Annotated in this window: 22 protein-coding genes; 21 read left to right on the forward strand and 1 reads right to left on the reverse strand. The window is 59.4% G+C overall.

Annotation, left to right across the window (positions count from 1 at the left end):
* The 18 genes from JNM42_RS01025 to JNM42_RS01110 form a co-directional block, all read left to right on the forward strand.
* On the forward strand, positions 1-296 hold a 296-nt coding region (locus tag JNM42_RS01025; protein WP_294264804.1), incomplete at its 5' end, for a pyridoxamine 5'-phosphate oxidase family protein.
* A gap of 351 nt (positions 297-647) precedes the next feature.
* Positions 648-1,094 carry a division/cell wall cluster transcriptional repressor MraZ gene (gene mraZ / locus JNM42_RS01030; RefSeq protein ID WP_294264808.1) on the forward strand — a complete coding sequence of 149 codons (447 nt, stop codon included), beginning with the start codon at positions 648-650 and terminating at the stop codon, positions 1,092-1,094.
* Positions 1,091-2,059 (forward strand): 16S rRNA (cytosine(1402)-N(4))-methyltransferase RsmH, encoded by a 969-nt coding sequence (gene rsmH, locus JNM42_RS01035; RefSeq protein WP_294264811.1) that lies wholly within the window; start codon positions 1,091-1,093, stop codon positions 2,057-2,059. Before mraZ ends, rsmH begins: the two co-directional genes overlap by 4 nt.
* 1 nt (position 2,060) lies before the next feature.
* Positions 2,061-2,384: a cell division protein FtsL gene (gene ftsL, locus JNM42_RS01040; RefSeq protein ID WP_294264813.1), complete on the forward strand. Its 324-nt coding sequence runs from the start codon at positions 2,061-2,063 to the stop codon at positions 2,382-2,384.
* The gene (locus JNM42_RS01045; protein WP_294264816.1) at positions 2,381-4,168 is read left to right on the forward strand and encodes a penicillin-binding protein 2; all 1,788 of its coding nucleotides are present in this window, start codon (positions 2,381-2,383) and stop codon (positions 4,166-4,168) included. The genes ftsL and JNM42_RS01045 overlap by 4 nt, the downstream gene beginning before the upstream one ends.
* A complete protein-coding gene (locus JNM42_RS01050; RefSeq protein WP_294264818.1) occupies positions 4,165-5,712 on the forward strand; it encodes a UDP-N-acetylmuramoyl-L-alanyl-D-glutamate--2,6-diaminopimelate ligase in 1,548 nt (515 codons plus the stop codon). Before JNM42_RS01045 ends, JNM42_RS01050 begins: the two co-directional genes overlap by 4 nt.
* 5 nt (positions 5,713-5,717) lie before the next feature.
* Positions 5,718-7,091, forward strand: coding sequence for a UDP-N-acetylmuramoyl-tripeptide--D-alanyl-D-alanine ligase (murF, locus tag JNM42_RS01055; protein ID WP_294264943.1), 1,374 nt, complete (start codon positions 5,718-5,720; stop codon positions 7,089-7,091).
* Positions 7,091-8,179 carry a phospho-N-acetylmuramoyl-pentapeptide-transferase gene (mraY, locus tag JNM42_RS01060; protein ID WP_294264821.1) on the forward strand — a complete coding sequence of 363 codons (1,089 nt, stop codon included), beginning with the start codon at positions 7,091-7,093 and terminating at the stop codon, positions 8,177-8,179. The genes murF and mraY overlap by 1 nt, the downstream gene beginning before the upstream one ends.
* A gap of 1 nt (position 8,180) precedes the next feature.
* Positions 8,181-9,578 (forward strand): UDP-N-acetylmuramoyl-L-alanine--D-glutamate ligase, encoded by a 1,398-nt coding sequence (gene murD / locus JNM42_RS01065; RefSeq protein WP_294264824.1) that lies wholly within the window; start codon positions 8,181-8,183, stop codon positions 9,576-9,578.
* Positions 9,578-10,738, forward strand: a complete 1,161-nt coding sequence (gene ftsW / locus JNM42_RS01070) for a putative lipid II flippase FtsW (protein ID WP_294264827.1) — start codon at positions 9,578-9,580, stop codon at positions 10,736-10,738. The genes murD and ftsW overlap by 1 nt, the downstream gene beginning before the upstream one ends.
* 112 nt (positions 10,739-10,850) lie before the next feature.
* Positions 10,851-11,921, forward strand: a complete 1,071-nt coding sequence (gene murG / locus JNM42_RS01075) for an undecaprenyldiphospho-muramoylpentapeptide beta-N-acetylglucosaminyltransferase (protein ID WP_294264830.1) — start codon at positions 10,851-10,853, stop codon at positions 11,919-11,921.
* Complete coding sequence (gene murC, locus JNM42_RS01080; protein WP_294264833.1) at positions 11,918-13,306, forward strand: UDP-N-acetylmuramate--L-alanine ligase; 1,389 nt, start codon at positions 11,918-11,920, stop codon at positions 13,304-13,306. The genes murG and murC overlap by 4 nt, the downstream gene beginning before the upstream one ends.
* Positions 13,307-13,377: 71 nt before the next feature.
* A complete protein-coding gene (locus JNM42_RS01085; RefSeq protein WP_294264836.1) occupies positions 13,378-14,304 on the forward strand; it encodes a D-alanine--D-alanine ligase in 927 nt (308 codons plus the stop codon).
* Positions 14,305-14,402: 98 nt separating this feature from the next.
* Entirely contained in the window at positions 14,403-15,158 is a 756-nt protein-coding gene (locus JNM42_RS01090; RefSeq protein WP_294264839.1) for a cell division protein FtsQ/DivIB, read from the forward strand.
* Entirely contained in the window at positions 15,155-16,384 is a 1,230-nt protein-coding gene (gene ftsA / locus JNM42_RS01095; RefSeq protein ID WP_294264842.1) for a cell division protein FtsA, read from the forward strand. The genes JNM42_RS01090 and ftsA overlap by 4 nt, the downstream gene beginning before the upstream one ends.
* Positions 16,385-16,420: 36 nt before the next feature.
* Positions 16,421-17,599, forward strand: coding sequence for a cell division protein FtsZ (gene ftsZ, locus JNM42_RS01100; RefSeq protein ID WP_294264845.1), 1,179 nt, complete (start codon positions 16,421-16,423; stop codon positions 17,597-17,599).
* A 215-nt stretch (positions 17,600-17,814) separates the two neighbouring features.
* Positions 17,815-18,747, forward strand: coding sequence for a UDP-3-O-acyl-N-acetylglucosamine deacetylase (lpxC, locus tag JNM42_RS01105; RefSeq protein ID WP_294264848.1), 933 nt, complete (start codon positions 17,815-17,817; stop codon positions 18,745-18,747).
* A gap of 8 nt (positions 18,748-18,755) precedes the next feature.
* A complete protein-coding gene (locus tag JNM42_RS01110; RefSeq protein ID WP_294264850.1) occupies positions 18,756-18,944 on the forward strand; it encodes a hypothetical protein in 189 nt (62 codons plus the stop codon).
* Here the strand turns inward: JNM42_RS01110 and JNM42_RS01115 are convergent.
* Positions 18,931-19,365 (reverse strand): DciA family protein, encoded by a 435-nt coding sequence (locus JNM42_RS01115; protein WP_294264854.1) that lies wholly within the window; start codon positions 19,363-19,365, stop codon positions 18,931-18,933. The genes JNM42_RS01110 and JNM42_RS01115 overlap by 14 nt on opposite strands.
* A 23-nt stretch (positions 19,366-19,388) precedes the next feature.
* Here JNM42_RS01115 and JNM42_RS01120 point away from each other — a divergent pair, with 23 nt between their 5' ends.
* From JNM42_RS01120 to argJ, 3 genes are all read left to right on the forward strand, one after another.
* A complete protein-coding gene (locus JNM42_RS01120; RefSeq protein WP_294264857.1) occupies positions 19,389-20,417 on the forward strand; it encodes a M23 family metallopeptidase in 1,029 nt (342 codons plus the stop codon).
* A 249-nt stretch (positions 20,418-20,666) separates the two neighbouring features.
* Positions 20,667-23,378, forward strand: a complete 2,712-nt coding sequence (gene secA / locus JNM42_RS01125) for a preprotein translocase subunit SecA (RefSeq protein WP_294264860.1) — start codon at positions 20,667-20,669, stop codon at positions 23,376-23,378.
* 113 nt (positions 23,379-23,491) lie between these two features.
* On the forward strand, positions 23,492-24,730 hold the full coding sequence (gene argJ, locus JNM42_RS01130) for a bifunctional glutamate N-acetyltransferase/amino-acid acetyltransferase ArgJ (RefSeq protein WP_294264863.1): 1,239 nt from the start codon (positions 23,492-23,494) through the stop codon (positions 24,728-24,730).
* Positions 24,731-24,780: the final 50 nt, after the last annotated feature.

Below are 24,780 nucleotides of genomic sequence, written 5' to 3' on the forward strand. Positions count from 1 at the left end.
GGGCTACGCGCAAGTTCGCCAATCTCAAGGCTAACTCCCGGGTTGCCCTGCTGATCGATAATCGCGAAAACAAGGGTTCGGATACGCAGGATTCGGTGGCGGTAACGGCGATCGGGGAAGCGGAGGAAGTTGACGCCGAGAGTGGCACTCTCCTGCTCGACCTGTATCTCGCCCGCCATCCCTATCTGGCCGAATTCGCCGCCTCTCCCTCCTGCGCCATCGTGCGTGTGAAGATCAATTCTTACCTGCTGGTTTCACGCTTTCAGAAAGTACTCCAATGGCGTATCGGTAATTAGCCGATTCACGCTGCAATTCTTCTGTTTCTCTGGCGCGACGCCAGTTTCCCCGATGTGTGTGCTGTTCCCTGGGTTTTTCCAGGGGGTGGGTTTTCTTGCACTTGCGCCAGTGTGGCCGATCGGCCATGCATCGTAACAAACCACTTTAAGTTACTTATTCTTAGCATTGTTTTATAAAGGAAATATTTTTTAAATATTTTCTACAAAATGTATGTTAAGTCCTTGTAGTCATTGAAAAAAACTGCAAAAAATCGCTTGCATTGCCCAATTCTTTGTCTTAAAGTGGGGTCTTGTGGTGAAAAGTGGGTAATTTGGGATATTGTCGGGCAATTCAGCAAGGGGGTGGGTTTGATGTTCCAGGGTGCAGCGGCGCTAAGTCTCGATGCCAAAGGTCGGCTAGCCATTCCGGCGCGTCACCGAGAGGCGCTCGTGGCGGCATCCGGCGGTCATCTGGTATTGACGGCACACCCGCATCGTTGCCTCCTGCTTTATCCCGCAACGGCCTGGGAACCGATTCGTGACAAGGTGCTCGCCGCTTCCAGCCTGAATCAGCAAGCTGCCGCCATCAAACGCCTGCTCGTCGGCAACGCGCGCGAAGAAGCCATGGATTCAGCCGGTCGCTTGCTGGTTGCCCCCGAGCTGCGCCAGTTTGCACAGTTTGAAAAGCAGGTCTGGCTGGTCGGTCAGGGAACGCATTTCGAAATCTGGTCGGATGCCGGCTGGCAGAAGCAGCAGGAAGTTTTCTTTGCCATGGGCGATCAGTTGTTGCCGCCTGGTCTTGAGGATCTGGCGCTGTGAGCGTTGTCTCGCCGCATCAGACGGTGATGCTGCAGGAGGCGGTCGAGGCACTGGAAGTCAAACCCTCCGGCACGTACGTCGATGGCACCTTCGGCTACGGTGGACATAGCCGCGCAATACTTGAACGGCTTGGCCCGAACGGCCGGCTTCTGGCTCTGGATCGTGACCCGCAGGCGGTTGCGGCGGCGGCGTCAATCAACGATCAACGATTGACCATGGTCCACCTGAGTTTCGGCGAACTCGCCGTGGCGGTGCGGCAGGCGGGGATTGATGCAGTGGATGGGGTGCTTCTGGATATTGGAGTGTCGTCGCCACAGCTCGATGAGGGGGAGCGGGGCTTCAGCTTTCGCTTCGACGCGCCACTCGACATGCGGATGGATACCACGCAGGGCGAGACGGCAGCGGCCTTTCTGGCGCTTGCCGGAATAAAAGAAATTACGGAGGTCATTAGAAACTATGGCGAAGAACGGTTTGCTTTCCAGATTGCAAAGAAGATTGTGGCTGCTCGGAGCGAGCGGCCTGTTGCAACCACGGGCCAACTCGCCGCGCTTGTACGCGAGGCCGTGCGGACCCGCGAGCCCGGCCAGGATCCGGCGACGCGTACCTTTCAGGCTCTACGGATTTACGTCAATCAAGAGCTCGAGCAACTGGCGCTAGTTCTGCCGCAGGCGATGGATAGTCTGAAGTGCGGCGGGCGGCTGGTGGTCATCAGCTTTCATTCGCTCGAAGATCGAATCGTCAAGCGTTTCATGCGTGCGCAGGCTTCGCCGGATAACTTGCCGAAGAATCTGCCCTTGCGTTCGGTCGATCTGCCTTCGCCCAGGTTGCGTCTGGTGGGCAAGCCGGTCAAGGCGGGCGCGGCGGAGATAGCCGCCAATCCGAGGGCGCGTAGCGCGGTGATGCGAGTTGCCGAAAAGCTCGTTGCACGGCTGGTCACGAATAATCTGGTTGGAGGGTGCGCCTGAAATGGTTCGCCTAAACTTCCTTCTTCTGCTCGTGGTTGTGCTCTGCGCGCTTAGCGTGGTGACCTCGCAACACAAGGCGCGCAAGCTCTTCCAGGCGCTGGAGGGCGAACAGGAGCGCAGCAAGCAGCTCGAGGTTGAATTCGGCCAGTTGCAACTGGAGTTGTCGACCTGGGCAACATCGCCGCGCATCGAGAAAATCGCTCGCGACAAGCTCAGGATGAAAACGCCTGAAGCCGCAAAAATAATCACCATCAACCCGGTAGAATTGCCGCGCAGGGCAGGTGAAGCGGCTTCAGTCAAACACGGCGGGGAGTTGTCGCGATGATGCGCTTCAGAGGCGCGCGGGCGCACCGCTTCGCAGAAAGTCCGCTGCTCAAGCTGCGTTTGCAGGCTTGGCGTTCGCGCCTGATGGCCTTGCTTATTCTGTCCTGCTTTGCCGTATTGCTCGGCCGTGCATTCTATCTGCAAGTACTCAATAACGATTTTCTGCAAGAAAAGGGTGAATCGCGCTACCAGCGCGATCTTGAAATTTCTGCCTCGCGTGGCCGCATCGCCGACCGTAACGGTGAGGTGCTGGCGATCTCGACACCGATGAAATCGGTGTGGGCGATACCCGCTGATGCCCGTCTTACGCCGGAACAGGGTAAAAAGCTTGCCGGTTTGCTGGAAATGGACGTCAAGGACTTGTCGCGCAAATTGGCCAGCGACAAGACCTTCGTTTTTTTGCAGCGCCAGTTGCCACCCGAAGTGGGCGAGAAAGTCGCTGCACTGAAACTGCCCGGGATCGGTCAGAACAAGGAGTACCGCCGTTATTATCCGAGCGGCGAGATGACCGCGCATATCGTCGGTTTTACCGGCGTTGACGACAAGGGGCTGGAGGGTGTTGAACTGGCCTACCAGAGCCAGTTGCTGGGACATCCCGGGAGTCGTAGCGTGATCAAGGACCGGCGTGGCCAGATCGTCGAGGACGTGGGTTCGATCAAGTCGCCACAGGACGGCAAGGACATCCGCCTGGCGCTCGACTCCAAGATTCAATATCTTGCTTACAGCTACTTGAAGCAGGCGATCATTGACAACAAGGCCAAGGCGGGTGGTGCTGTGGTCGTAGATGTCAAGAGCGGTGAAATTCTTGCATTGGCCAACTGGCCGACTTACAACCCGAACAATCGCGAGCGCCTGTCGGGAGGGCAACTGCGTAACCGCGCCGTGACCGACACCTTCGAGCCCGGATCGACACTGAAGCCATTTACCATTGCCCAGGCGCTGGAAAGCGGCAAGGTGCGCTTCGATACGATCATCAACTGCGCACCCGGCAAGTTGACGATCGGCAGTGCGACGATTTCAGACGCGCATCCGCATGGCGCGCTGACCGTCGCGCAGGTTATCCAGAAGTCGTCCAACGTCGGTGCGGCAAAAATCGCCGGCATGCTGAGCTCGCAGCAAATGTGGGACATGTTCGACGCCGCCGGATTCGGCCAGGTCTCGCGCCTTGGTTTTCCGGGCGAAGTCAGCGGTCGCTTGCGTCCATGGAAGAGCTGGCGCCCGATCGAACAGGCGACGATGTCCTACGGGCATGGTATTTCGGTTTCCCTGATGCAACTGGCGCGTGCTTACTCCGTTTTCGCGCGCGATGGCGACATGATCCCGCTGACGCTGACCAAACAGGATGCTCTGCCCCTGGGCAGCGTACCGGTATTCAGCCAGCAAACGGCACGTGAAGTACGCGCCATGCTGGAGATGGCTGTCCAGCCGGGCGGTACCGCACCGAAGGCGCAAATTCCGGGCTACCGCGTGGCCGGCAAGACGGGTACGGCGCACAAGCTGGAGGGTGGTCAATACGCCAACAAATATGTATCGTCTTTCGTCGGTTTTGCACCGGCGTCGGATCCGCGCCTGATCGTTGCCATCATGATCGACGAGCCGAGTGGCGGCAAGCACTACGGGGGGGATGTCGCCGGCCCGGTGTTTGCCGGTGTCATGGGCGGCGCGTTGCGTACTCTCGGCATAGCGCCCGATGCCCCGCTGCGCGCTGCAGGAAGTCCACCTGGGGTGCAGGTGGCACAGAGTGGCAACGCCGCGAAAGCATCGCCTGCCAAGGAGAAACTGTGAGCAGCCTGGCCACGTCTTCGCTTGCCAAATCTCCGGACGCCATCATCCAGCAACTGGCCGCGTTGGGCGTGCAGCCGGGCGGCGTCGCTGACGACAGTCGTCAGGTTCGCCCCGGCGATCTGTTCGTCGCCTTTCCCGGCGATCTGGCCGACGGGCGTCGATATATCGCCGACGCCATCGCGCGTGGTGCCTGTGCGGTGTTGTGGGAAGCAGAAGGTGACTTCGTATGGAATCCCGACTGGAAGATCTCCAATCTGCCAGCCACCCGTGTGCGTGCGCTTGCCGGTCCGCTAGCGCATGCCCTCTTTGGCCAGCCAAGTGAGCGGCTGTCGCTGATTGCGATTACCGGCACCAACGGAAAAACCACTATCAGTCAGTGGATCGCTCATGCGTATCCGCGTCTTTGCGCGATCATCGGCACGCTCGGCGCCGGTTTTCCGGATCAGTTGCTTGAAACCGGGTTCACGACGCCCGAAGCGGCGACCCTGACGCGCTATCTTGCCGAATTTGCCGCTGCCGAAGCACAGGCTTGTGCGCTGGAAGCCAGTTCAATCGGGATTGAAGAAGGGCGTCTCGACGGTGCGCGGATCGATGTGGCGGTGTTTACCAATCTGACGCACGACCATCTCGACTACCACGGAACCATGGAGAACTATGCGGCAGCCAAGGAAAGGCTGTTCATCTGGCCACGTCTGCGCTTGGCGGTCATCAATCTCGATGACCCTTTTGGCCGGGAATTGGTCGGGCGCTGCACGGCAGCCCGGATCCTGGGCTATACGCAGAGCGAGGCGCCCAGCGCGTGCCAGGGTGTGATCCGCGCCGAGAATGTTGAGGAAACCATTCACGGCCTGCGCTTCACACTCTGTGCGCCGAATGGTCGGGCGCCGGTCGAGAGCGGATTGCTCGGACGCTTTAACGTATCCAATTTGCTGGCCGTTGCCGCCGTGTTGATCGATGCCGGCTTGTCGCCGGAAGACGTTGCCGACCGCTTTGCAAAACTGACTTCACCGCCTGGTCGGCTGGAAAAGGTCGTTGGTCGGCGTCAATCTGCAGCGCAGGAACAAACCCTGGGTGGCTCCCTGGAGCGGGACAACGAACCGATGATCATCGTTGACTATGCGCACACACCCGATGCGCTGGAGCGTGCCTTGCGTGCGCTGCGACCGGTGGCCAGGGCGCGTGGCGCCAGTCTGGTCGCCCTCTTTGGCTGCGGCGGCGATCGCGATCGCGGCAAGCGTCCGCTGATGGGCAAAATCGCTGCGCAACTGGCTGACCGTGTCGTGCTGACCAGCGATAACCCGCGCAGTGAACAGCCTTCGGCCATTCTTGACGAAATCCGGATTGCGGCCCCGGGCGCCGAACTCATTCTTGATCGCGCGCAGGCCATTCGACAGACGATTCTGGCGGCACATCCGGCCGATGTGATTCTGCTTGCCGGCAAGGGGCACGAGACGTACCAGGAAATCGCTGGCGTGCGCTGCTCGTTCTCGGATATTGCCGAGGCCAGCGCTGCACTTGCTGCCCGTCTGGAGTGTATGTCATGAGCATGATGATGGATCTCGCAGCCGCCGCGAAAGCGATCAGCGGTACCTTGATGGGCGATAACGTGTCTTTTTCCGAGGTCTCAACCGACAGCCGGAAACTTACTGGCGGAGAACTGTTTGTTGCGCTGCGTGGCGATCACTTCGATGGTCATGAATTCGTCGCCGCCGCCAAAGCGCGCGGTGCGGCCGCTGCGGTGGTCGATTCCAATACGCTCGAGAAATTTGAGTCAATCGGCCTACCCTTGCTTGTTGTGGCCAATACCCGTCTGGCACTCGGTACACTGGCGTCCGACTGGCGCGCCCGCTTTGCGTTGCCGCTTATTGCGGTGACCGGCAGCAATGGCAAGACCACTACCAAGGAAATGATCGCCAGTATTCTGAAAGTGACTTTTGGCGATGCCGTACTGGTTACCCAGGGTAACCTCAATAATGACATAGGTCTTCCGCTGACGCTGCTCAAACTGAATACCGGACATCGTGCGGCGATCATCGAGATGGGGATGAATCATCCGGGTGAGATTGCCTATCTCTCCAGTATCGCCCGGCCAACGGTGGCGCTGGTGACCAACGCCCAGCGCGCGCATCTGGCAGGCATGGGTTCGATCGAGGCCATTGCCGCTGAAAAGGGAAGCATCTATGAAGGGCTGAGTGAGGCCGGCGTGGCAGTAATCAACGCCGACGACTTTTGGTACGACCTGTGGCGTGCGCAGAGCAGCGGTAAACGGGTGCACAGCTTTTCCTGCGAGAGAACGGCGGATGTTGGCGGGTGCTATCAGGTGCGCGGGCTGGAAAATCATCTGACCATTTCGGCGCAGGGTGAACAGATTGAAGTCGCGCTCGCCTTGCCGGGAGCGCATAACGCACGCAATGCCCTGGCTGCAGCTACTGCCGCACTGGCGGCCGGGGTTCCCCTTGCGGACGTGCGCGAAGGCCTGAGCGCTTTCCGCGGGATCAAGGGCCGCTTGCAGCGGCGTGCCGGACTGAATGGCTCGATCTTGCTCGACGATACCTATAACGCCAATCCGGATTCAGTGCGTGCCGGCATCGACGTGCTGGCGGCGACCGTCGGCAAAAAGATTCTGGTTCTGGGCGATATGGGCGAAATCGGCGACATGACCGGCCAGTTCCACGACGAGGTAGGCGGCTATGCCAAGAGCCAGGGCGTTGACCGCTTGCTGGCTCTGGGTGATTCGAGCGCGCTGGCCGCGCACAACTTTGGCGCGGGTGGGCGGCATTTCAAGAAGGTCGAAGACTTGATCGGGAGCCTGATCGGCGAGTTGACACCAGAAACGACTGTTCTCATCAAGGGTTCGCGCTTCATGCGCATGGAGCGTGTGTCCGATGCCGTCATTGCACTGCAACAGGAAGGGGGCATCTGATGCTGCTGATGCTTGCGCAATGGCTGGGGCAGGACATCCGCGGGTTCAACGTGTTCGGCTATATCACGTTGCGCACGGTACTGTCGGCGATGACGGCACTGATCATTTCGTTCATGGCCGGTCCACGCGTGATCCGCTGGCTGGCCGCCAAGAAGATCGGTCAGGCCGTTCGTCAGGATGGTCCGCAGACGCATCTCGTCAAAACCGGTACGCCGACCATGGGCGGCGTACTGATCCTGATCGCGATAGCAATTACGACCCTGCTGTGGGGCGACCTTACCAACCGTTATGTGTGGGTCGTGCTGATCGTCACCCTGGGCTTCGGTGCCATCGGCTGGTATGACGACTGGATAAAAGTGGTTTATCGCGACCCAAAGGGGCTGCCCAGTCGCTGGAAGTATTTCTGGCAATCGGTACTGGGGCTGGCGGTGGCGGTCTATCTATCCTTGTCGTCGACGGTTCCCGCGCAGATGGAACTGATTGTTCCCTTCTTCAAGACCGTGACCTATCCGCTCGGCGCGATCGGCTTCATCACACTGACCTACCTGGTTATCGTTGGTACCAGCAACGCGATTAACCTGACCGACGGCCTTGACGGACTGGCCATCATGCCGACGGTGATGATCGCCGCCGCGCTGGCCATCTTTGCCTATGTTGCCGGTAGCTCGGTCTTCGCGAAATATCTGCTCATGCCCTACATTCCGGGCGCCGGTGAACTGGCCATTTTCCTCGGGGCGATGGCTGGCGCCGGGCTGGGGTTCCTGTGGTTCAACGCCTATCCCGCCGAAGTATTCATGGGTGATGTCGGCGCACTGGCGCTGGGTGGCGCGCTCGGCACGGTGGCGGTGATCGTGCGTCAGGAAATCGTGCTGGCCGTCATGGGTGGCATTTTTGTGGCCGAAACCCTGTCAGTGGCGGCACAGGTTCTCTACTTCAAATATACCGGCGGCAAGCGCATTTTCCGCATGGCGCCGCTGCATCACCACTATGAACTTGGCGGATGGAAAGAAACCCAGGTTGTCGTCCGCTTCTGGATCATCACCATCATGCTGGTGCTGATCGGCCTTTCGACGCTGAAGATCCGCTGAAATGAATCTACTCGGCAAAAACGTTCTGGTCATCGGTCTCGGCGAGAGCGGGCTGGCTATGGCGAAATGGCTCGCCCGCCAGGGCGCCGTTGTGCGAGTGGCCGACACACGCTTGCAGCCTCCCAATGCGGTTGTCCTGCGTGCTGCCGTGCCGCAGGCCGAACTGCTGACCGGGCCGTTGGTGGCCGAAACGTTTTCCAGGACGCATCTGATCGCCATCTCGCCCGGTATGCCGGCGCAGGAGCCGCAAGTGCAGGCCGCCGTCGCGCGCGGCGTGCCCCTGGTTTCAGAAATCGAACTGTTTGCCTGGGCGGTGCAAGAATTGATGCCGCAGACAAAAATAATCGCCATTACCGGCAGCAACGGCAAGACGACAACGACGACGCTGACCGCACATCTGCTCAATGCCGTCGGCGAGCGCGCGATCGCCTGCGGCAACATCTCGCCATCGGCGCTCGATGCCCTGATGGAGGTCATCGACAGGCGTGCACCCGACTCCTCACTGCTCACTGCACAATCCGCTCCGGCGGTATGGGTTCTCGAACTCTCCAGTTTCCAGCTTGAAACCACGCATACGCTCAAAGCCAACGCGGCTACGGTGCTCAATGTCAGTGAGGATCATCTTGACCGCTACAGCGGTATGGATGATTACGCGGCCGCCAAGGCACGTGTCTTCAAAGGGCGTGGCGTGATGGTGCTCAACCGTGACGACGATCGCAGTCTCGGCGCCGGTCGGTGCGGCCGAAAGCTAGTCACTTTTGGCCTCAACCCGGCACCGCGATCAGTCGATTATGGTGTGGCCGATGGCTGGCTGGTGCGCGGCAATGAAAAGCTGATCACGCTCAGTGAGCTGAAACTGGCGGGCTTGCACAATGCCGCCAACGCGATGGCGGCACTGGCCTTGTGCGAGGCGATCGGCGTTGAGCCGCGCAGCCTGCTGCCGGCGCTGACCCAGTTTACCGGCCTGGCCCATCGCGTCGAGTTCGTCGCAAAAATCAAGGGGGTCTCCTACTACGACGACTCCAAGGGCACCAATGTGGGCGCGACAGTGGCTGCAGTGCAGGGGATGGGCTGCAAGGTGGCGATCATTCTTGGCGGTGAAGGCAAGGCGCAGGATTTCTCGCCGCTCAGGAAGGTGCTTGCCCAGCATGCCCGGGGGGTTGCACTGATCGGGCGCGACGCCGGACTGATCGCTGCAGCATTGGAGGGTTGTGAAATTCCAGTGAAGCACTGTGCCGACATGGCCGAGGCGGTTCGCTGGTGCGCGTCGCAAACCGGTCGCGGTGATGCTGTTCTGCTGTCGCCGGCCTGTGCCAGTTTCGACATGTTCAGCGACTACGCCCATCGCGCCGCCGTGTTCATTGACGTCGTGCGCAGTCTGGAAAGGGAGGTAGCCTGATGTTGCCCGCGCTTGACGCTCCCCGCCGGATGCCTGCAGAGGTCGATTTGACCCTGCTGTGGAGCGGCTTGATACTGCTGCTGATCGGCATGGTGATGGTTTATTCAGCGTCGATAGCCATTGCTGAAGTGGGGCGGTATACCGGCAATCATCCGAGCTATTTCCTCGTCCGCCACGGCGTATTTCTGGTCATCGGGCTGATTGCTGCAGCTTTTGTCTTCCAGGTGCCGTTAGCGACCTGGCAACATCTGGCGCCCTGGCTTTTTGTCGCCGGCTTCATACTGCTGGCGCTGGTGCTGATTCCGGGTATCGGTCGCGATGTCAATGGCGCGCGCCGCTGGCTGTCACTCGGCATCGTCAATCTGCAACCTTCCGAGTTGATGAAGCTGTTCGCCGTGTTGTACGCCGCCGACTACACAGTGCGCAAGATGCCGCACATGCATGACTTGAAGAAGGCTTTTCTGCCGATGGCCGGGGCCATGGTGGCGGTTGGCGTACTGCTGCTCAAAGAGCCGGATTTCGGTGCTTTCGTCGTCATCATTTCGATCGCCATAGGCATTCTCTTCCTGGGCGGCATGCGTGCCCGTCTGTTTGCCATCCTGATTGTCGTGCTGGTTGCCGCCTTTGCCGTGCTCATCATCGTTTCTCCCTACCGGCGTGACCGCATTTTCGGATTTATGGATCCATGGTCGGATGCCTTTGGTCGCGGCTATCAACTATCGCATGCGCTGATCGCTTTCGGACGCGGCGAGTTGCTCGGTGTCGGGCTGGGCGCCAGCGTCGAGAAACTGTTTTACCTGCCGGAAGCGCATACCGATTTTCTGCTGGCGGTGATTGCTGAAGAACTCGGCTTTACGGGCATCGTCGTGGTCATCGTCCTGTTTGGCCTGCTCATTCAGCGCGCCTTTGCCATCGGCCGTCAGGCCGTGGCGCTCGATCGCCTGTATTCGGCACTGGTGGCCCAAGGCATCGGTATCTGGATCGGCATTCAGAGTTTCATCAACATGGGCGTGAATATGGGTCTGCTGCCGACCAAGGGCCTGACCCTGCCGCTCATGAGTTTTGGCGGTTCCGGAATCCTCGCCAACTGCGTAGCCCTGGCCATCCTGCTCAGGGTCGATTGGGAAAATCGTCAATTGATGCGCGGGGCGAAGTTATGAGCACTCCTGTCTTTCATCAATTGACGATTTCGGCGAAGGCTAACTTGCGCAGCAAGTTAAGCGCGCAGCGCGGCCGTAGCCAAAACTACGAATTGATGCGCGGGGCTAAATTATGAGCAAGACGCTGCTCGTGATGGCCGGCGGTACCGGCGGCCACGTGTTCCCAGGTCTGGCCGTTGCCGATCTGCTGAAGAGCCGGGGCTGGAAGGTTGTATGGATGGGCAATCCGGAGGGCATGGAGGCCAAACTGGTTCCCTCGCGTGGCTATGAAATGTCCTGGATGCGCTTCGGCGCGCTTCGTGGCAAGGGACTGTTGCGCAAGTTGCTGCTTCCTCTGGCTTTGCTCTCGGGTTTCTGGCAGGCGTTGCGCGAGATTCGCCGCGTCAAGCCGGATGTCGTGCTGGGTATGGGCGGCTATGTCAGTTTCCCTGGCGGAATGATGGCCGTGTTGCTCGGCTGCCCGCTGGTTGTGCACGAACAGAATTCGATTGCCGGCCTCGCCAACCGGGTGCTGTCAAAGCTCGCATCGCGCATCGTTTGCGGTTTCCCGGAGGCCTTGCCCAAAGGCGAGTGGGTTGGCAATCCGGTGCGTCCTGAAATCGCCGGGATAGCGGAACCCGCCGAACGTTTCGCCGAGCGCGCGGCTGACGAGAACCTGCCGCTCCATCTGCTGGTGCTCGGCGGCAGTCTGGGTGCCGCCGCAATCAATGAAATGGTGCCGCAAGGGCTGGGGCTGTTGCCTGCCGAAGAGCGCCCACAGGTGGTGCATCAGGCCGGTTCCAAACATCTCGAACAGTTGCTGAACAACTACCAGTCTGCCGGTGTGCAGGCGCACTGTGTGGCTTTCATCGACGATATGGCCGGCGCCTACGAATGGGCCGACCTGGTGATCTGCCGGGCGGGTGCGTTGACGGTTGCCGAACTGGCTGCGGCCGGCGTAGCGAGCATTCTGGTGCCTTTCCCATACGCCGTTGATGACCATCAGACGGCCAATGCCAAATTTCTTTCCTCCGCCGGTGGTGCGATTTTATTGCCGCAGAACGAAATGACACCTGAATCGATCAGTCTGCTCCGCAACTACACGCGCGGCCAGTTGCAGCAGATGGCTGAGCGCGCGCGCGCGATGGCCAGGCCGCACGCAACAGCCGAAGTCGCAAGAGTGTGCGAGGAGGTGGTGAAATGAAACATAAAGTCAAAAACATCCATTTTGTCGGCATCGGTGGTTCGGGAATGAGTGGAATTGCCGAAGTGATGTTTAATCTGGGTTTCGGCGTCAGCGGCTCCGATCTGGCCGACAATGCAACGACCAGGCGTCTGGCCGGGCTGGGCATTCGAATCACGGCGGGGCATGCGAGTGAGAACATTGTCGGCGCTGACGCCGTGGTTGTGTCGACGGCGGTCAAGGATGACAACCCGGAAGTCGTTGCCGCCCGCCTGCGCAAGGTGCCACTGGTGCCGCGTGCCCAGATGCTCGCCGAGCTGATGCGTCTCAAGCAGGGAATTGCGATTGCCGGGACGCACGGGAAAACGACGACGACCAGTCTGGTGGCCTCTATTCTGGCCGAAGGCGGCATGGATCCGACCTTCGTTATCGGCGGCCGGCTAAACGCGGCCGGAGCGAATGCACGCCTTGGCTCCGGCGATTTCCTGGTGGCCGAGGCCGATGAGTCCGACGCCTCTTTTCTGTTCCTGTCGCCGGTCATTTCGATTGTGACCAACATTGATGCCGACCACATGGAAACCTACGGCCATGATTTCGGCAGGCTCAAGCAGGCCTTTGTCGACTTCCTGCAGCGTCTGCCGTTTTACGGGGTGGCCGTGCTCTGTGCCGATGACGCCAATGTCTGCGAAATCATTCCGCAGATTGCCAAGCAGATTGTCACCTATGGTCTGGACGCTGCCGCCAACGTGCGTGCCGAAAACGTTGTAGCGGCTGCCGGCCAGATGCGGTTCGATTGTGTACGCATCAACGGCAGCGTCACGCGCTTCCCGGTAACGCTCAACCTGCCAGGGGTGCATAACGTGCTCAACGCGCTGGCGGCAATTACTGTGGCCAGCGAACTGGGTGTCTCCGATACGGCCATCGTCAAGGCGCTGGCCGAGTTCAAGGGCGTTGGCCGGCGCTTCCAGCGTTACGGCGAAGTGCCGCTAGCCAGTGGCGGCCAGTTCACGCTGGTCGATGACTACGGCCATCATCCGGCGGAAATGAAGGCAACCATCGCCGCTGCACGAGGAGCCTTCCCCGAGCGTCGTTTGCTGCTGGCCTTTCAGCCTCACCGCTATACCCGGACACGCGACTGCTTTGAGGATTTTATCAGCGTGCTGAACGGTGTCGATGCACTGGTACTGGGCGAAGTGTATGCCGCCGGCGAACCGCCGATCGTTGCCGCCGATGGCCGTGCGCTGGCGCGTGCACTACGTGTGGCAGGGAGGATCGAACCGTTGTTTGTCGAGAACATCGCCGACCTGCCGCAAGCCATTCTCGATGTCGCCCGCGACGGCGATGTAGTTATCACCATGGGTGCCGGCTCGATCGGCGGCGTACCTGGAAAGCTGGTAAATGCATAAGCACCAGGACACCAGGTTCTTCTTGGTGATTCTTTGTGTCCTTGGTGCCTTGGTGGTGAGGGGTTTTGCGTATGACTGATTTCGGGAAAGTTGCAGTACTTCTCGGCGGCAAGTCGGCCGAGCGCGAGGTGTCGCTGAACAGCGGTGCGCGTGTGCTGGCCGCCTTGCAGCGTCAGGGCGTTGATGCCCAGGCTTTTGATCCGGCCGAGCGCAAGCTCGATGAACTGGCCGTATTTGATCGCGCCTTCATCGCACTGCATGGCCGTTACGGCGAGGACGGGACGATCCAGGGCGCGCTCGAGCTGATGCACATTCCTTATACGGGAAGCGGCGTGCTGGCCTCCGCCGTGGGCATGGACAAGTGGCGTACCAAGTTGCTGTGGCGTTCGGTCGGTCTGGCCATTCCTGAATTCGTCATGCTTGACGCGCACAGCGATTTCGACGCGGTGGAGAAACAGCTTGGGCTGCCGCTCTTTGTCAAGCCGGCCTGCGAAGGTTCATCGATCGGCGTTTCGATGGTGCGGCATGCCGGTGAATTGCGCGCCGCCTGGCTGGCGGCCGCCAGGCATGACTCGCTGGTGATTGCCGAGCAGGGCGTCCTTGGCGGTGAATACACGGTGGCCATGATCGGCGAAGGCGACACCATGCAGGCACTGCCGATCATCAAGATTGAACCGGCTACCGAATTTTATGACTACGAAGCGAAGTATCTGCGCGATGACACCAGCTACCGCTGCCCCTGCGGGCTGTCCGAATCACGCGAGCTTGAGCTGCGGGCTCAGGCGCTGGACGCGTTCCGCGTGCTCGGTTGCCGTGGCTGGGGGCGGGTCGATTTTCTGATGGATGAGCAGGGCAAGGCGTACTTCCTGGAAGTGAATACCTCGCCGGGAATGACCGATCACTCGCTGGTGCCGATGGCCGCACGGGTCGCGGGAATTTCCTACGAACAATTGGTGGTGCGTGTGCTGGCGCTGGCCACGCTGGGAGGAAAAGCATGACAACAGTGAAAAGTGAAGACTCAGGAGTGAGGTGTCCTTTTCTGCGCTTTTTTTCCTCACCCCTCACTCCTCACTCCCCACTGTCTTTGGGATGATGAATGTGGAACAAACCGCAGTTGATGAACGCTGTTACCGATCTGCTCCTGGTGGCAGCGACGGCTGCATTGCTGGTGGCGGCGGTAGTCTGGAGTGCTCGCCTGCCCCTTTTCCCGCTGCGCGAAGTACTCGTTACGCACGAGTTGCGGGAAGTCCGTCGCAGCGAACTGGAAAACTCGCTCAGCGGCTTGCTGCGCGGAAATTTCTTCAGCATCAAAGTGGAGGATTTGCGCCAGTCTCTGGAACAGTTGCCGTGGGTGCGTCGTGCCGAAGTACGGCGGCAGTGGCCGTCGCGTATCGAAGTGAGTATCGAGGAGCATCTGCCGGTGGCTTTCTGGGGGCAGGCTACGGGGCAAATGGTGAACTCCTATGGCGAAGTGTTCACCGCATCCTTGAGCGCCCCGCCGTCGGCACCGATGCCCTTGCTGATCGGTCCGACAGGACTGGCACCGGAAATACTGAGCCATTACCAGCAGGCCGAGGACATCCTCAAGCCCGTCGGACGGATACCGCGCGCATTGAGCGTTTCACCGCGTCTTGCCGTGCAGTTGCGACTGGACGACGGAATGATCGTCGAATTGGGGCGACAACAACCGAAGGCACCGGTGAGCGAGCGCCTGCTGCGCTTTGTCGAGTATTACCCGAGCGTATTGAGCGCCGCAAGGCAGCGGCCGAGTGTCGTGGATATGCGCTATCCAAATGGTTTTGCGCTGCGGATCGCTGCCGCGCCAGCAACTGAAAGTAAAGGGAAGCCATGAGCAGGGAAAGCAAGGAAATCATCGTCGGGCTCGATATCGGTACGTCGAAGATCGTTGCGCTGGTCGCAGAAATCACGCCGGAAGGACGGCTCAACATCATCGGCATGGGATCGCAGGACTCCAAAGGCCTGAAAAAGGGCGTGGTGGTCAACATCGAGGATACCGTCGCGACCATTTCGCGGGTGCTGCAGGAAGTCGAGCTGATGGCCGACTGCAAGGTCAAAGAGGTTTATACCGGGATTGCCGGCAGCCACATCAAGAGCTTCAATTCGAACGGCATGGTGGCGATCAAGGACAAGGAAGTGACGCCGATGGACGTCGAGCGCGTGATTGAAACGGCGCGCGCCATGCCGATCCCGGCCGATCAGGAAATCCTGCACATCCTGACGCAGGAATTCATCATCGATGATCAGGACGGAATCCGTGAGCCGATCGGCATGAGCGGGTTCCGCCTGGAAGTGAAAGTGCACATTGTGACCGGTGCCGTTTCGGCGGCGCAGAACATCGTCAAGTGCGTGCGCCGCTGCGGGCTGGAAGTCAATGATCTGGTGCTGCAGCCGCTGGCATCGAGCTACGCCGTGCTATCCGAGGACGAGAAGGATCTGGGTATCTGCCTCATCGACATCGGCGGCGGTACGACCGATCTGGCGATCTGGACGCAAGGTGCCATTCGCCACACTTCGGTCATTCCGATTGCCGGTGACCAGATAACCAACGACATCGCAATGGCGCTGCGCACGCCGACGCGCGAAGCCGAAGACATCAAATGCAAATACGGCTGTGCGCTTTCCGATCTGGCGAATGCGGAGGACGTGCTCGATGTGGCCGGTGTCGATGACCGGCCGTCACGCAAGCTGTCACGCCGGGCGCTGGCCGACGTCATACAGCCGCGTGTCGAGGAGCTGTTCGAGCTGATCCAGGCCGAACTGCGTCGTTCCGGCTTCGAAGAGGTGTTGTCCTCCGGCATCGTGCTTACCGGGGGTTCATCAGTGATGCCGGGAATGATCGAGCTGGGCGAAGAGGTTTTCCACATGCCGGTACGCCTCGGCATGCCGAAGTATCACGGCGCGCTCGCCGATGTCGTGCAAACCCCGCGTTTCGCTACCGCCTGCGGCTTGCTGCTTGAAGCGCAGACACAAAGGAAACGCGGCCTGAAGGTGCGTGAAACACGGGATGTCAAGCAGGTTTTCGGGCGCATGAAGTCCTGGCTCGAAAAGAATTTTTGATCACTTATTTAACGTTTTTTAGCGGAGGAGAGAGCCATGTTTGAAATCATAGAGAAGGAAGAAGGAAGTAGCGATTGGGGTACCGTGATCAAGGTCATCGGCATTGGAGGCGCCGGTGGCAATGCGGTCGATCACATGATTCGTGAGGGGGTAATGGGGGTCGAGTTTCTGGCCGCCAATACCGATGCCCAGGCCCTCAAGCGCAGCGTCGCCCACAGAAAGATCCGTCTGGGCAAGTCGGGTCTGGGTGCGGGCGCCAAGCCGGAGACGGGACGCCAGGCGGCAGTCGATGAGCGCGAGCAGATCGCCGAGTCGCTTAAGGGAGCACATATGGTGTTCATCACCGCCGGCATGGGCGGTGGTACCGGTACCGGTGCCGGGCCGGTCGTTGCCGAAGTGGCACGCGAACTCGGCATCCTGACGGTAGCGGTAGTCACCAAGCCGTTCGGCTTTGAAGGGAAACGCCTGAAAGTGGCCGAAGAAGGTATCGCCGAGTTGCAGAAGCACGTAGATTCGCTGATTGTCATTCTCAACGACAAATTGATGGATGTACTCGGCGACGATGTGTCGATGGACGAGGCCTTCAAGGCGGCGGATAACGTACTGCGCAACGCCGTCGGCGGTATCGCAGAAATCATCAACTTCCCGGGTCTGGTCAACGTCGACTTCGAAGACGTGCGTACCGTCATGGGCGAGATGGGCATGGCGATGATGGGGTCGGCCAACGCAGCCGGCGTCGATCGGGCACGTATTGCGGCCGAACAGGCGGTGGCCTCGCCATTGCTCGAAGGCATCAATCTCTCCGGGGCCAAGGGCGTTCTGGTAAACATCACGTCGACGCGCGGCCTGAAGATGAAGGAAGTGAACGAAGTGATGAATACCGTTCGAGCCTTCGCTGCCGATGACGCGCACATCATCTTCGGTGCGGTCTACGACGAAGGCATGGGCGAGGATATCCGTGTCACCGTCGTCGCCACCGGTCTCGGGCAGGCACAGGCGAGGCGTAATTCGTTCGAGGTGATCAATACGCCGGTCATGCAGCAGGCCAACGGCACCCATGGCGGTTTCGCGCAACACGCGAACATTGACTATGGTCATCTTGACGCAATACCGGCCGTGGTGCGCAAGGGACGTAGCGCGACGGTCGAAGCGCTGGCCAATAGCGGGGTTGATCGCTATGACATTCCGGCATTCTTGAGGAAACAGGCGGATTGAGATTGACGCCCAAACCACTTTCGACGCTGAGGACGCCGAGATACAGAGTAAGCAGAGAAAATCAGCCATTGATTATTTTTTTCTTTGAGAACTCTGCCCCTCTGCGATCTCTGCGTTGAAAGAGGTTAGCTATTCCGTATTTCCTTGAACTCTCTTCTGTATGGGGGGTAGGTGTCTTGTGTTAAAATGCATCGTTTACTCAATTTATCAATCACATGCTAAAACAACGAACGCTTAAATCGCTGATCCGCGCCTCCGGCGTCGGTCTGCATTCCGGCATCAAGGTCAAGATGGCGTTGCGTCCGGCGGCGCCCAATACGGGGATCGTCTTTCGCCGCGTCGACCTTGATCCGCTCGTCGATCTGCCGGCTTCAGCGCTGCTCGTCGGTGACACGCGACTGTGCTCGTGTCTGGAGCTTGATGGCGCCAAAGTGGGTACCATCGAGCACCTGATGTCGGCTTTTGCCGGCCTCGGCATCGACAATGCATTTGTCGATCTGGATGCAGCCGAATTGCCGATTCTGGACGGATCGGCTTCGCCTTTTGTTTTCCTGATTCAGTCTGCCGGTATCGAAGAGCAACCGGTGGCCAAGAAGTTCATTCGTGTCAAACGTCCGATTGAGGTTCGTGAAGCGGATCGTTCGGGAGACAAATGGGCTCGTTTCGAACCGCACGACGGATTCAAACTGACTTTCTCGATAGTTTTCAACCATCCGGCGATTGATCGCACCGGGCAGGAAGTGACCGTCGACTTCGCCGAGCATTCCTATATTCGTGAAGTGGCGCGCGCGCGTACCTTCGGCTTCATGCAGGAAGTCGAGTGGCTGCACGAAAACGGTCTGGCTCAGGGCGGAGGTCTGGACAACGCCGTGGTGCTCGACGAGTACCGTGTGCTTAACGCCGACGGGCTGCGTTATAGCGACGAATTCGTCAAACACAAGGTGCTCGACGCGATTGGCGATCTCTACCTGCTCGGTCATCCGCTGCTGGCCTCGTTCACTGCGCACAAGTCGGGACACGCGCTGAACAATGCACTGGCGCGTGAGTTGCTCGCCAATCCGGACGCCTGGGAGTACGTTTCATACCCGGATCAGGAGCAGGCACCACAGGCCGTTGCCCGCTGGCTGGCGCTGCCGGCCTTCCAGTAGTACCAGCCATGTGGCTGCTGCGTTTGCTGGCCGTATTGACGGTAATTGCAGTGGCTGTTGGCGTAGGGGCGTTCCTGCTGACCCGGGATTCACGTTATTTGCGCTTTTCCTGGCGCCTTTTCCGCTACGCCCTGATTGTCGCCCTGCTGGTTTTTGCCCTGCTGATTCTTGAGCGAGTTGCCATTATTCCTGTTTAGCCGAGTGCGTCAGCAAGGTCTCCAGGGCAGCACGCAAAGGCGAGTCCGGCAGGGAGTCGCGCAAGCCTTCCAGCGTCCGGCTGGTTCGTGAGCTCAGCGGTTTTTGAGTGGAAGCCCTTGATTGTGTGTTGATTTTACAGGCTTGCACTTTTACCTGAACGCCGTTACACTCAACTCCCCGCGTTGAAAAACCTTCGGCCAGCGTGGGCGCCATCTGGCGCAACTTGGCCGCCACCGCGCCACTGACGGCGTGAATAACAATAATTCCAGACTTGTAATTGGCCAGACGGCTAGCCTGGCCCAAGTGTGTCGGCGCAATCTCCTGGTAGAGATGCGTTAGTTTAACAAGCAGTCTGGCGTGCGTCATTACCTTGCCGGCGCCATCGGCTGCTTCCAGATAGTTTTCGAGGGAGTTTTGCATCGGGAACTTCAAGGAGAGGCAACTTGCATATTATTCTCGTCTCCAGCCGTCTGGCAACCGCCAGATCGTTCAATGTCACTTCGCGGCTGTTGTTGGCGCTAGTGGCCGGCTTGATTGGTCTGGCTTTTGCCACATCGTTCCTGTTTTCCTGGGTCGGTGTCCGCTTCAACATGCCTTTTGCCGAAGATCTGGTGATCGCTGTGCAAGAGGTGCACAACCGCAAGACCGAAGAGTATCTGCGGGATAACATCTCGTCGATGGCGGTCAAGCTTGGAGAGATGCAAGCTCAGGTGATACGACTCGATTCGCTCGGTGAGCGCATAGCCAGGCTGTCGGGCGTCAATTCCCCGAAGAACGAGACCAACGAGGTGAACGAGGCGAACGGCAAGGCCGGTCAGGGTGGCCCGCTGATTCATTCGGCGCAGCCGCTGTCGGCCATTGAACTGCAACGCGAGATTGACCGACTGGCAGAGATTGTCGAACAGCGTAGCGACACGCTGACCGCACTCGAGTCGCAGCTCATGGAGCGGCGCATCAAGACCACCTTGTTGCCGACGCTGGTACCGATCATTGCCGATCATGTGGGATCAAACTTCGGACACCGACTTGATCCGATTGCCGGTGTCAGTGCACTACACGAAGGGATCGATTTTGTTGCCGATCCAGGGACCCGAGTCAATGCCTCGGCAGGAGGCGTGGTGCTGGCTGCCGACTATCATCCGCAGTATGGAAACCAGATCGAGATTGACCACGGCAACGACTTTACCTCGCGCTATGCGCATCTCTCGAAGATCGATGTCAAGGTCGGGCAGATCGTCAAGCGCGGTCAAGCCATTGGCGCCAGCGGCAATACAGGACGCTCGACCGGACCGCACCTACATTTTGAAGTGCGTTTCAAGGGTGTGGCGCAGAATCCCGAGCGCTTTCTGCAGCAGGGAACGCAACTGGCGTTTAATTCTCCGGTTGCGTCGAAAAAAGGTTCGCCGCCAGTCAAGTCCATCGTACCGTCGAAGCCGGCACGTGTCTCTGCGAGCTTCAACGCGCCGCGTTAGGTCATCCCGGCGCAAGCGTGCTTGATTTATAACTAATACCCACAACATGGTCACAAAGGTAGAGAGGTGTTGCAGAGAATTCCAGGCAGCTGGTTTTCCTCGGTGTTTCCTCTGCCTCTTTGTCGCTGTGTCTCTCAGTCGCTTCGGTGGAATGTAAAGTCAATTCCCTGACAGGAATCCCGGAAGAACCGCCTCGCTGAGTGCGCGTGATAGAATCGCTTCCTTTTCAGCGCTACAACACTTTCCAGAATGATTTCCGGCCTACTCAAGAAGATTTTCGGCAGCCGTAATGATCGGCTGATCAAGCAGTACTCCAAGGCGGTGCGCCAGATCAACGCGCTGGAAGCGGGTATCAGCGCGCTTTCCGACGAAGATTTGCGCGGCAAGACGAGCGAGTTCAAAACGCGCGTGAGCAACGGTGAGACGCTCGACGCACTGTTGCCGGAGGCCTTTGCCGTTGTTCGCGAGGCTGGCAAGCGTGCGCTGGGCATGCGCCACTTCGACATGCAACTGGTGGGCGGCATGGTGCTGCATGACGGCAAGATTGCCGAAATGCGCACCGGTGAAGGCAAAACGCTGGTCGCCACCTTGCCCGCTTACCTCAACGCGCTTTCCGGCACTGGCGTACATATCATTACCGTCAACGATTACCTGGCCAGTCGCGATGCCGAATGGATGGGGCGTCTACACCGTTTTCTCGGTCTGTCGGTCGGCGTCAATCTGTCGCAAATGCCGCACGCTGAAAAGCAGACGGCTTATGCCGCCGATATCACCTACGGCACCAACAACGAGTTCGGTTTCGACTACCTGCGTGACAACATGGTGTACAGCGCCACTGAGCGCGTCCAGCGCAAGCTGAGCTACGCCATTGTCGATGAGGTCGATTCGATCCTGATCGACGAAGCGCGCACGCCGCTGATTATCTCCGGTCAGGCCGAGGACCACACCGATCTTTACATCCGCATGAATCAGGTCGCGCCGATGCTTGAGCGCTGTCTGGAAGAAGAAGGGCCTGGCGATTACTGGGTCGACGAGAAGGGCCATCAGGTGCTGATGACCGAAGCCGGCCACGAGCACGCCGAAGAGATTCTGGAGCGTGTCGGGCTGCTGCCCGAAGGCGGCAGTCTGTACGATGCGGCCAACATCCTGCTGATACACCATCTTTACGCCGCATTGCGCGCGCATACGCTGTTCCTGAAAGATCAGCAGTACGTGGTGCAGAACGGCGAAGTGATCATCGTTGACGAGTTCACCGGGCGCCTGATGTCGGGTCGCCGCTGGTCCGATGGACTGCATCAGGCGGTCGAGGCCAAGGAAGGGGTGGCAATCCAGAACGAGAACCAGACGCTGGCCTCGATCACCTTCCAGAACTACTTCCGCATGTATGGAAAACTCGCCGGAATGACCGGTACAGCGGATACCGAAGCTTACGAATTCCAGCAGATCTACGGTCTCGAGACGGTGGTCATCCCGACCAATCTGCCGATGATCCGGGTCGATAACAACGACCAGATCTTCCGCACCGCCAAAGAGAAGCACGATGCTATAATTGCCGACATCCGCGCCTGCCGCGGGCGTGGGCAGCCGGTGCTGGTCGGTACTACCTCGATCGAGAACTCCGAACTGCTGTCGACCCTGCTCGACAGTGAAAAGCTGCCGCATCAGGTACTCAACGCCAAGCAGCACGCGCGCGAAGCCGAGATTGTCATCCAGGCCGGTCGTCCGGGAATGATCACCATCGCCACCAACATGGCCGGTCGCGGTACCGACATCGTGCTTGGCGGAAGTATTGAGAAACAGATTTCGGCGATCCGCGACGATGAAACGCTCGATGCCGCTACCAAAGAGGCGCGCACCGCGGCCTTGCGTGCCGACTGGCAGATTTTGCACAATCAGGTGGTGGCTTCCGGCGGACTGCATATCATCGGTTCCGAGCGCCATGAATCGCGACGCATCGACAACCAGTTGCGCGGCCGTTCCGGTCGTCAGGGCGACCCCGGCTCCTCGCGTTTCTATCTCGCACTCGACGATGCGCTGCTGCGGATTTTTGCCGGCGATCGTCTGAAGGCAATCATGGAGCGCCTGAAAATGCCGGAAGGCGAGGCCATCGAGCATCCTCTCGTTTCGCGCTCGCTCGAATCGGCCCAGCGCAAGGTGGAGAGCCGCAACTTCGATATCCGCAAGCAATTGCTTGAATACGATGATGTGGCCAACGATCAGCGCAAGGTGATCTACGCCCAACGCAACGAACTGCTCGAAACCGAAGATATCTCGGAGACCATTACGGCCATGCGCCAGGGTGTCCTGTACGACATCTTCCGGCGCTATGTGCCGGCGGAAAGCGTCGAAGAACAATGGGAGTTGCCGACGCTGGAGAAAGAACTGGCTGCCGAATTGCAATTGCCCTTGCCGATTGTCGAGTGGTTCAGTAGCGAACCGACGCTGAGCGACGAGGCGATGCTCAGGCGCATTATCGAACACGCCGATGCGGCCTACGCCGCCAAGGTTGAACAGGTCGGTGCCGAGAGCTTCCATCAGTTCGAGCGCAATGTCATGCTGCAGAGCGTCGACACCCATTGGCGCGAGCATCTGGCCGCGCTCGATCACCTGCGCCAGGGTATCCACCTGCGCGGCTATGCGCAAAAGAACCCGAAACAGGAATACAAGCGCGAAGCGTTTCAGTTGTTCGAGATGCTGCTCGACAGCGTTCGTGTCGAGGTCAACCGGCTGCTGATGACCGTTCAGGTCCGTGCCGAAGAGGTCCAGGAAACCGCTCCGCACGCCGAGGTGCAGAACGTCCAGTATCACCACGCCGGCTACGACGAAGTGATCGGCCCGAGCGACGAAGAGGCGTCGCCCAAGGCGCAGCCGATTCACGCCCGACCGAAAGTCGGCCGTAACGACCCCTGCCCCTGCGGATCGGGCAAGAAATACAAGCAGTGCCACGGCAAGTTGAGTTAAGCGCCAAACGCATTCAACACTGAGACCTTCAGACGCAGAGGGCACAGAGAGAAACAATCAACACTCCGCGTTCTCTGCGCCTCTGCGCTCCCTGTGTAAAAAAGGTTAAAACAATGACTGTAAACTTCACCACTCCCACTCCCGAAGCACTCTTCCCCGTCGCCGGCATCCGTCTCGGACTGGCCGAAGCGGGTATCCGCAAGCTCGACCGGCGCGACCTGACGCTGCTGGCGCTGGATGCCGGGTGTACGGTCGCCGGTGTGTTTACGCAAAACCGCTTCTGTGCGGCGCCTGTGCAGCTTTGCCGCCGCCATCTTGATTCCGGCAGCGAGATTCGTGCGCTGCTCATAAATACCGGCATTGCCAATGCCGGGACCGGCGAATCCGGCATGCAGGCAGCGCAGGATACCTGCGTTGCCGTCGGCAAACTGATCGGCGTCGGTGCCCATCAGGTGCTGCCTTTCTCGACCGGCGTGATACTTGAGCCGCTACCGGTTGAACGCTTGATTGCCGGGCTGCCACGCTGTATTGAAGACCTCAGAGCCGATCACTGGCACGCCGCCGCGCATGGCATCATGACCACCGATACGGTGGCCAAGGCGGCCTCGCGGCGCGTTGAAATCAATGGCCGGATGATCACCATCACCGGCATCAGCAAGGGTGCCGGAATGATCAGGCCGAATATGGCGACCATGCTCGGCTTCGTCGCCACCGACGCCGGCATCGCCGAGCCGCTGCTGCGGCAACTGGTGCGCGAAGCCGCCGATGAGTCATTCAACTGCATCACCGTCGATGGCGATACATCGACCAATGACTCTTTCATCCTGATTGCCACGGGACAGTCCGGCAGTGAATTTGCCGATTCAGGTACGCCGGGCTATGCCGCACTGCGCGCAGCGGTGACCGCTGTGGCACTCGAACTTGCCCAGGCCATCATCCGCGACGGCGAGGGCGCGACCAAGTTCATCCGCATCGCCGTCGAAGGCGGGCGGGAGCGCGAAGAATGCAAGCGTGTCGGCTACGCCATTGGCCACTCGCCGCTGGTCAAGACGGCCTTCTTTGCCTCCGACCCGAATCTTGGCCGCATTCTCGCTGCCATTGGCTACGCTGACATCGACGCACTCGATGTCGATGGCGTTCGCGTCTGGCTGGGCAGCGCCGAAGAAGAAATCCTGGTCGCCGAGAAAGGTGGCCGCGCCGATTCCTACCGCGAGGTGGACGGTTCCCGCATCATGCAGTCATCGGAAATCACCGTGCGCGTCGATCTCGGCCGTGGCAAGGCTTGCGGCACGGTCTATAGTTGCGATTTCTCGTACGATTACGTGAAGATCAACGCGGATTACCGGAGCTGAACTTTCCAAAATCATTTGAAATCTCATTGGGATAATCCTGAACCACGTCT

Source organism: Propionivibrio sp., assembly GCF_016790145.1.
Taxonomy (GTDB): domain Bacteria; phylum Pseudomonadota; class Gammaproteobacteria; order Burkholderiales; family Rhodocyclaceae; genus Propionivibrio.

What these genes read in the sequence shown, in the direction of transcription:
- mraZ (WP_294264808.1), top strand. Translation starts at nt 648, where the DNA reads ATGTTCCAGGGTGCAGCGGCGCTAAGTCTCGATGCCAAAGGTCGGCTA.
- ftsL (WP_294264813.1), top strand. Translation starts at nt 2,061, where the DNA reads ATGGTTCGCCTAAACTTCCTTCTTCTGCTCGTGGTTGTGCTCTGCGCG.
- JNM42_RS01045 (WP_294264816.1), top strand. Translation starts at nt 2,381, where the DNA reads ATGATGCGCTTCAGAGGCGCGCGGGCGCACCGCTTCGCAGAAAGTCCG.
- murF (WP_294264943.1), top strand. Translation starts at nt 5,718, where the DNA reads ATGATGGATCTCGCAGCCGCCGCGAAAGCGATCAGCGGTACCTTGATG.
- mraY (WP_294264821.1), top strand. Translation starts at nt 7,091, where the DNA reads ATGCTGCTGATGCTTGCGCAATGGCTGGGGCAGGACATCCGCGGGTTC.
- murD (WP_294264824.1), top strand. Translation starts at nt 8,181, where the DNA reads ATGAATCTACTCGGCAAAAACGTTCTGGTCATCGGTCTCGGCGAGAGC.
- ftsW (WP_294264827.1), top strand. Translation starts at nt 9,578, where the DNA reads ATGTTGCCCGCGCTTGACGCTCCCCGCCGGATGCCTGCAGAGGTCGAT.
- murG (WP_294264830.1), top strand. Translation starts at nt 10,851, where the DNA reads ATGAGCAAGACGCTGCTCGTGATGGCCGGCGGTACCGGCGGCCACGTG.
- murC (WP_294264833.1), top strand. Translation starts at nt 11,918, where the DNA reads ATGAAACATAAAGTCAAAAACATCCATTTTGTCGGCATCGGTGGTTCG.
- JNM42_RS01085 (WP_294264836.1), top strand. Translation starts at nt 13,378, where the DNA reads ATGACTGATTTCGGGAAAGTTGCAGTACTTCTCGGCGGCAAGTCGGCC.
- JNM42_RS01090 (WP_294264839.1), top strand. Translation starts at nt 14,403, where the DNA reads ATGTGGAACAAACCGCAGTTGATGAACGCTGTTACCGATCTGCTCCTG.
- ftsA (WP_294264842.1), top strand. Translation starts at nt 15,155, where the DNA reads ATGAGCAGGGAAAGCAAGGAAATCATCGTCGGGCTCGATATCGGTACG.
- ftsZ (WP_294264845.1), top strand. Translation starts at nt 16,421, where the DNA reads ATGTTTGAAATCATAGAGAAGGAAGAAGGAAGTAGCGATTGGGGTACC.
- lpxC (WP_294264848.1), top strand. Translation starts at nt 17,815, where the DNA reads ATGCTAAAACAACGAACGCTTAAATCGCTGATCCGCGCCTCCGGCGTC.
- JNM42_RS01110 (WP_294264850.1), top strand. Translation starts at nt 18,756, where the DNA reads ATGTGGCTGCTGCGTTTGCTGGCCGTATTGACGGTAATTGCAGTGGCT.
- JNM42_RS01115 (WP_294264854.1), bottom strand. Translation starts at nt 19,365, where the DNA reads ATGCAAAACTCCCTCGAAAACTATCTGGAAGCAGCCGATGGCGCCGGC.
- secA (WP_294264860.1), top strand. Translation starts at nt 20,667, where the DNA reads ATGATTTCCGGCCTACTCAAGAAGATTTTCGGCAGCCGTAATGATCGG.
- argJ (WP_294264863.1), top strand. Translation starts at nt 23,492, where the DNA reads ATGACTGTAAACTTCACCACTCCCACTCCCGAAGCACTCTTCCCCGTC.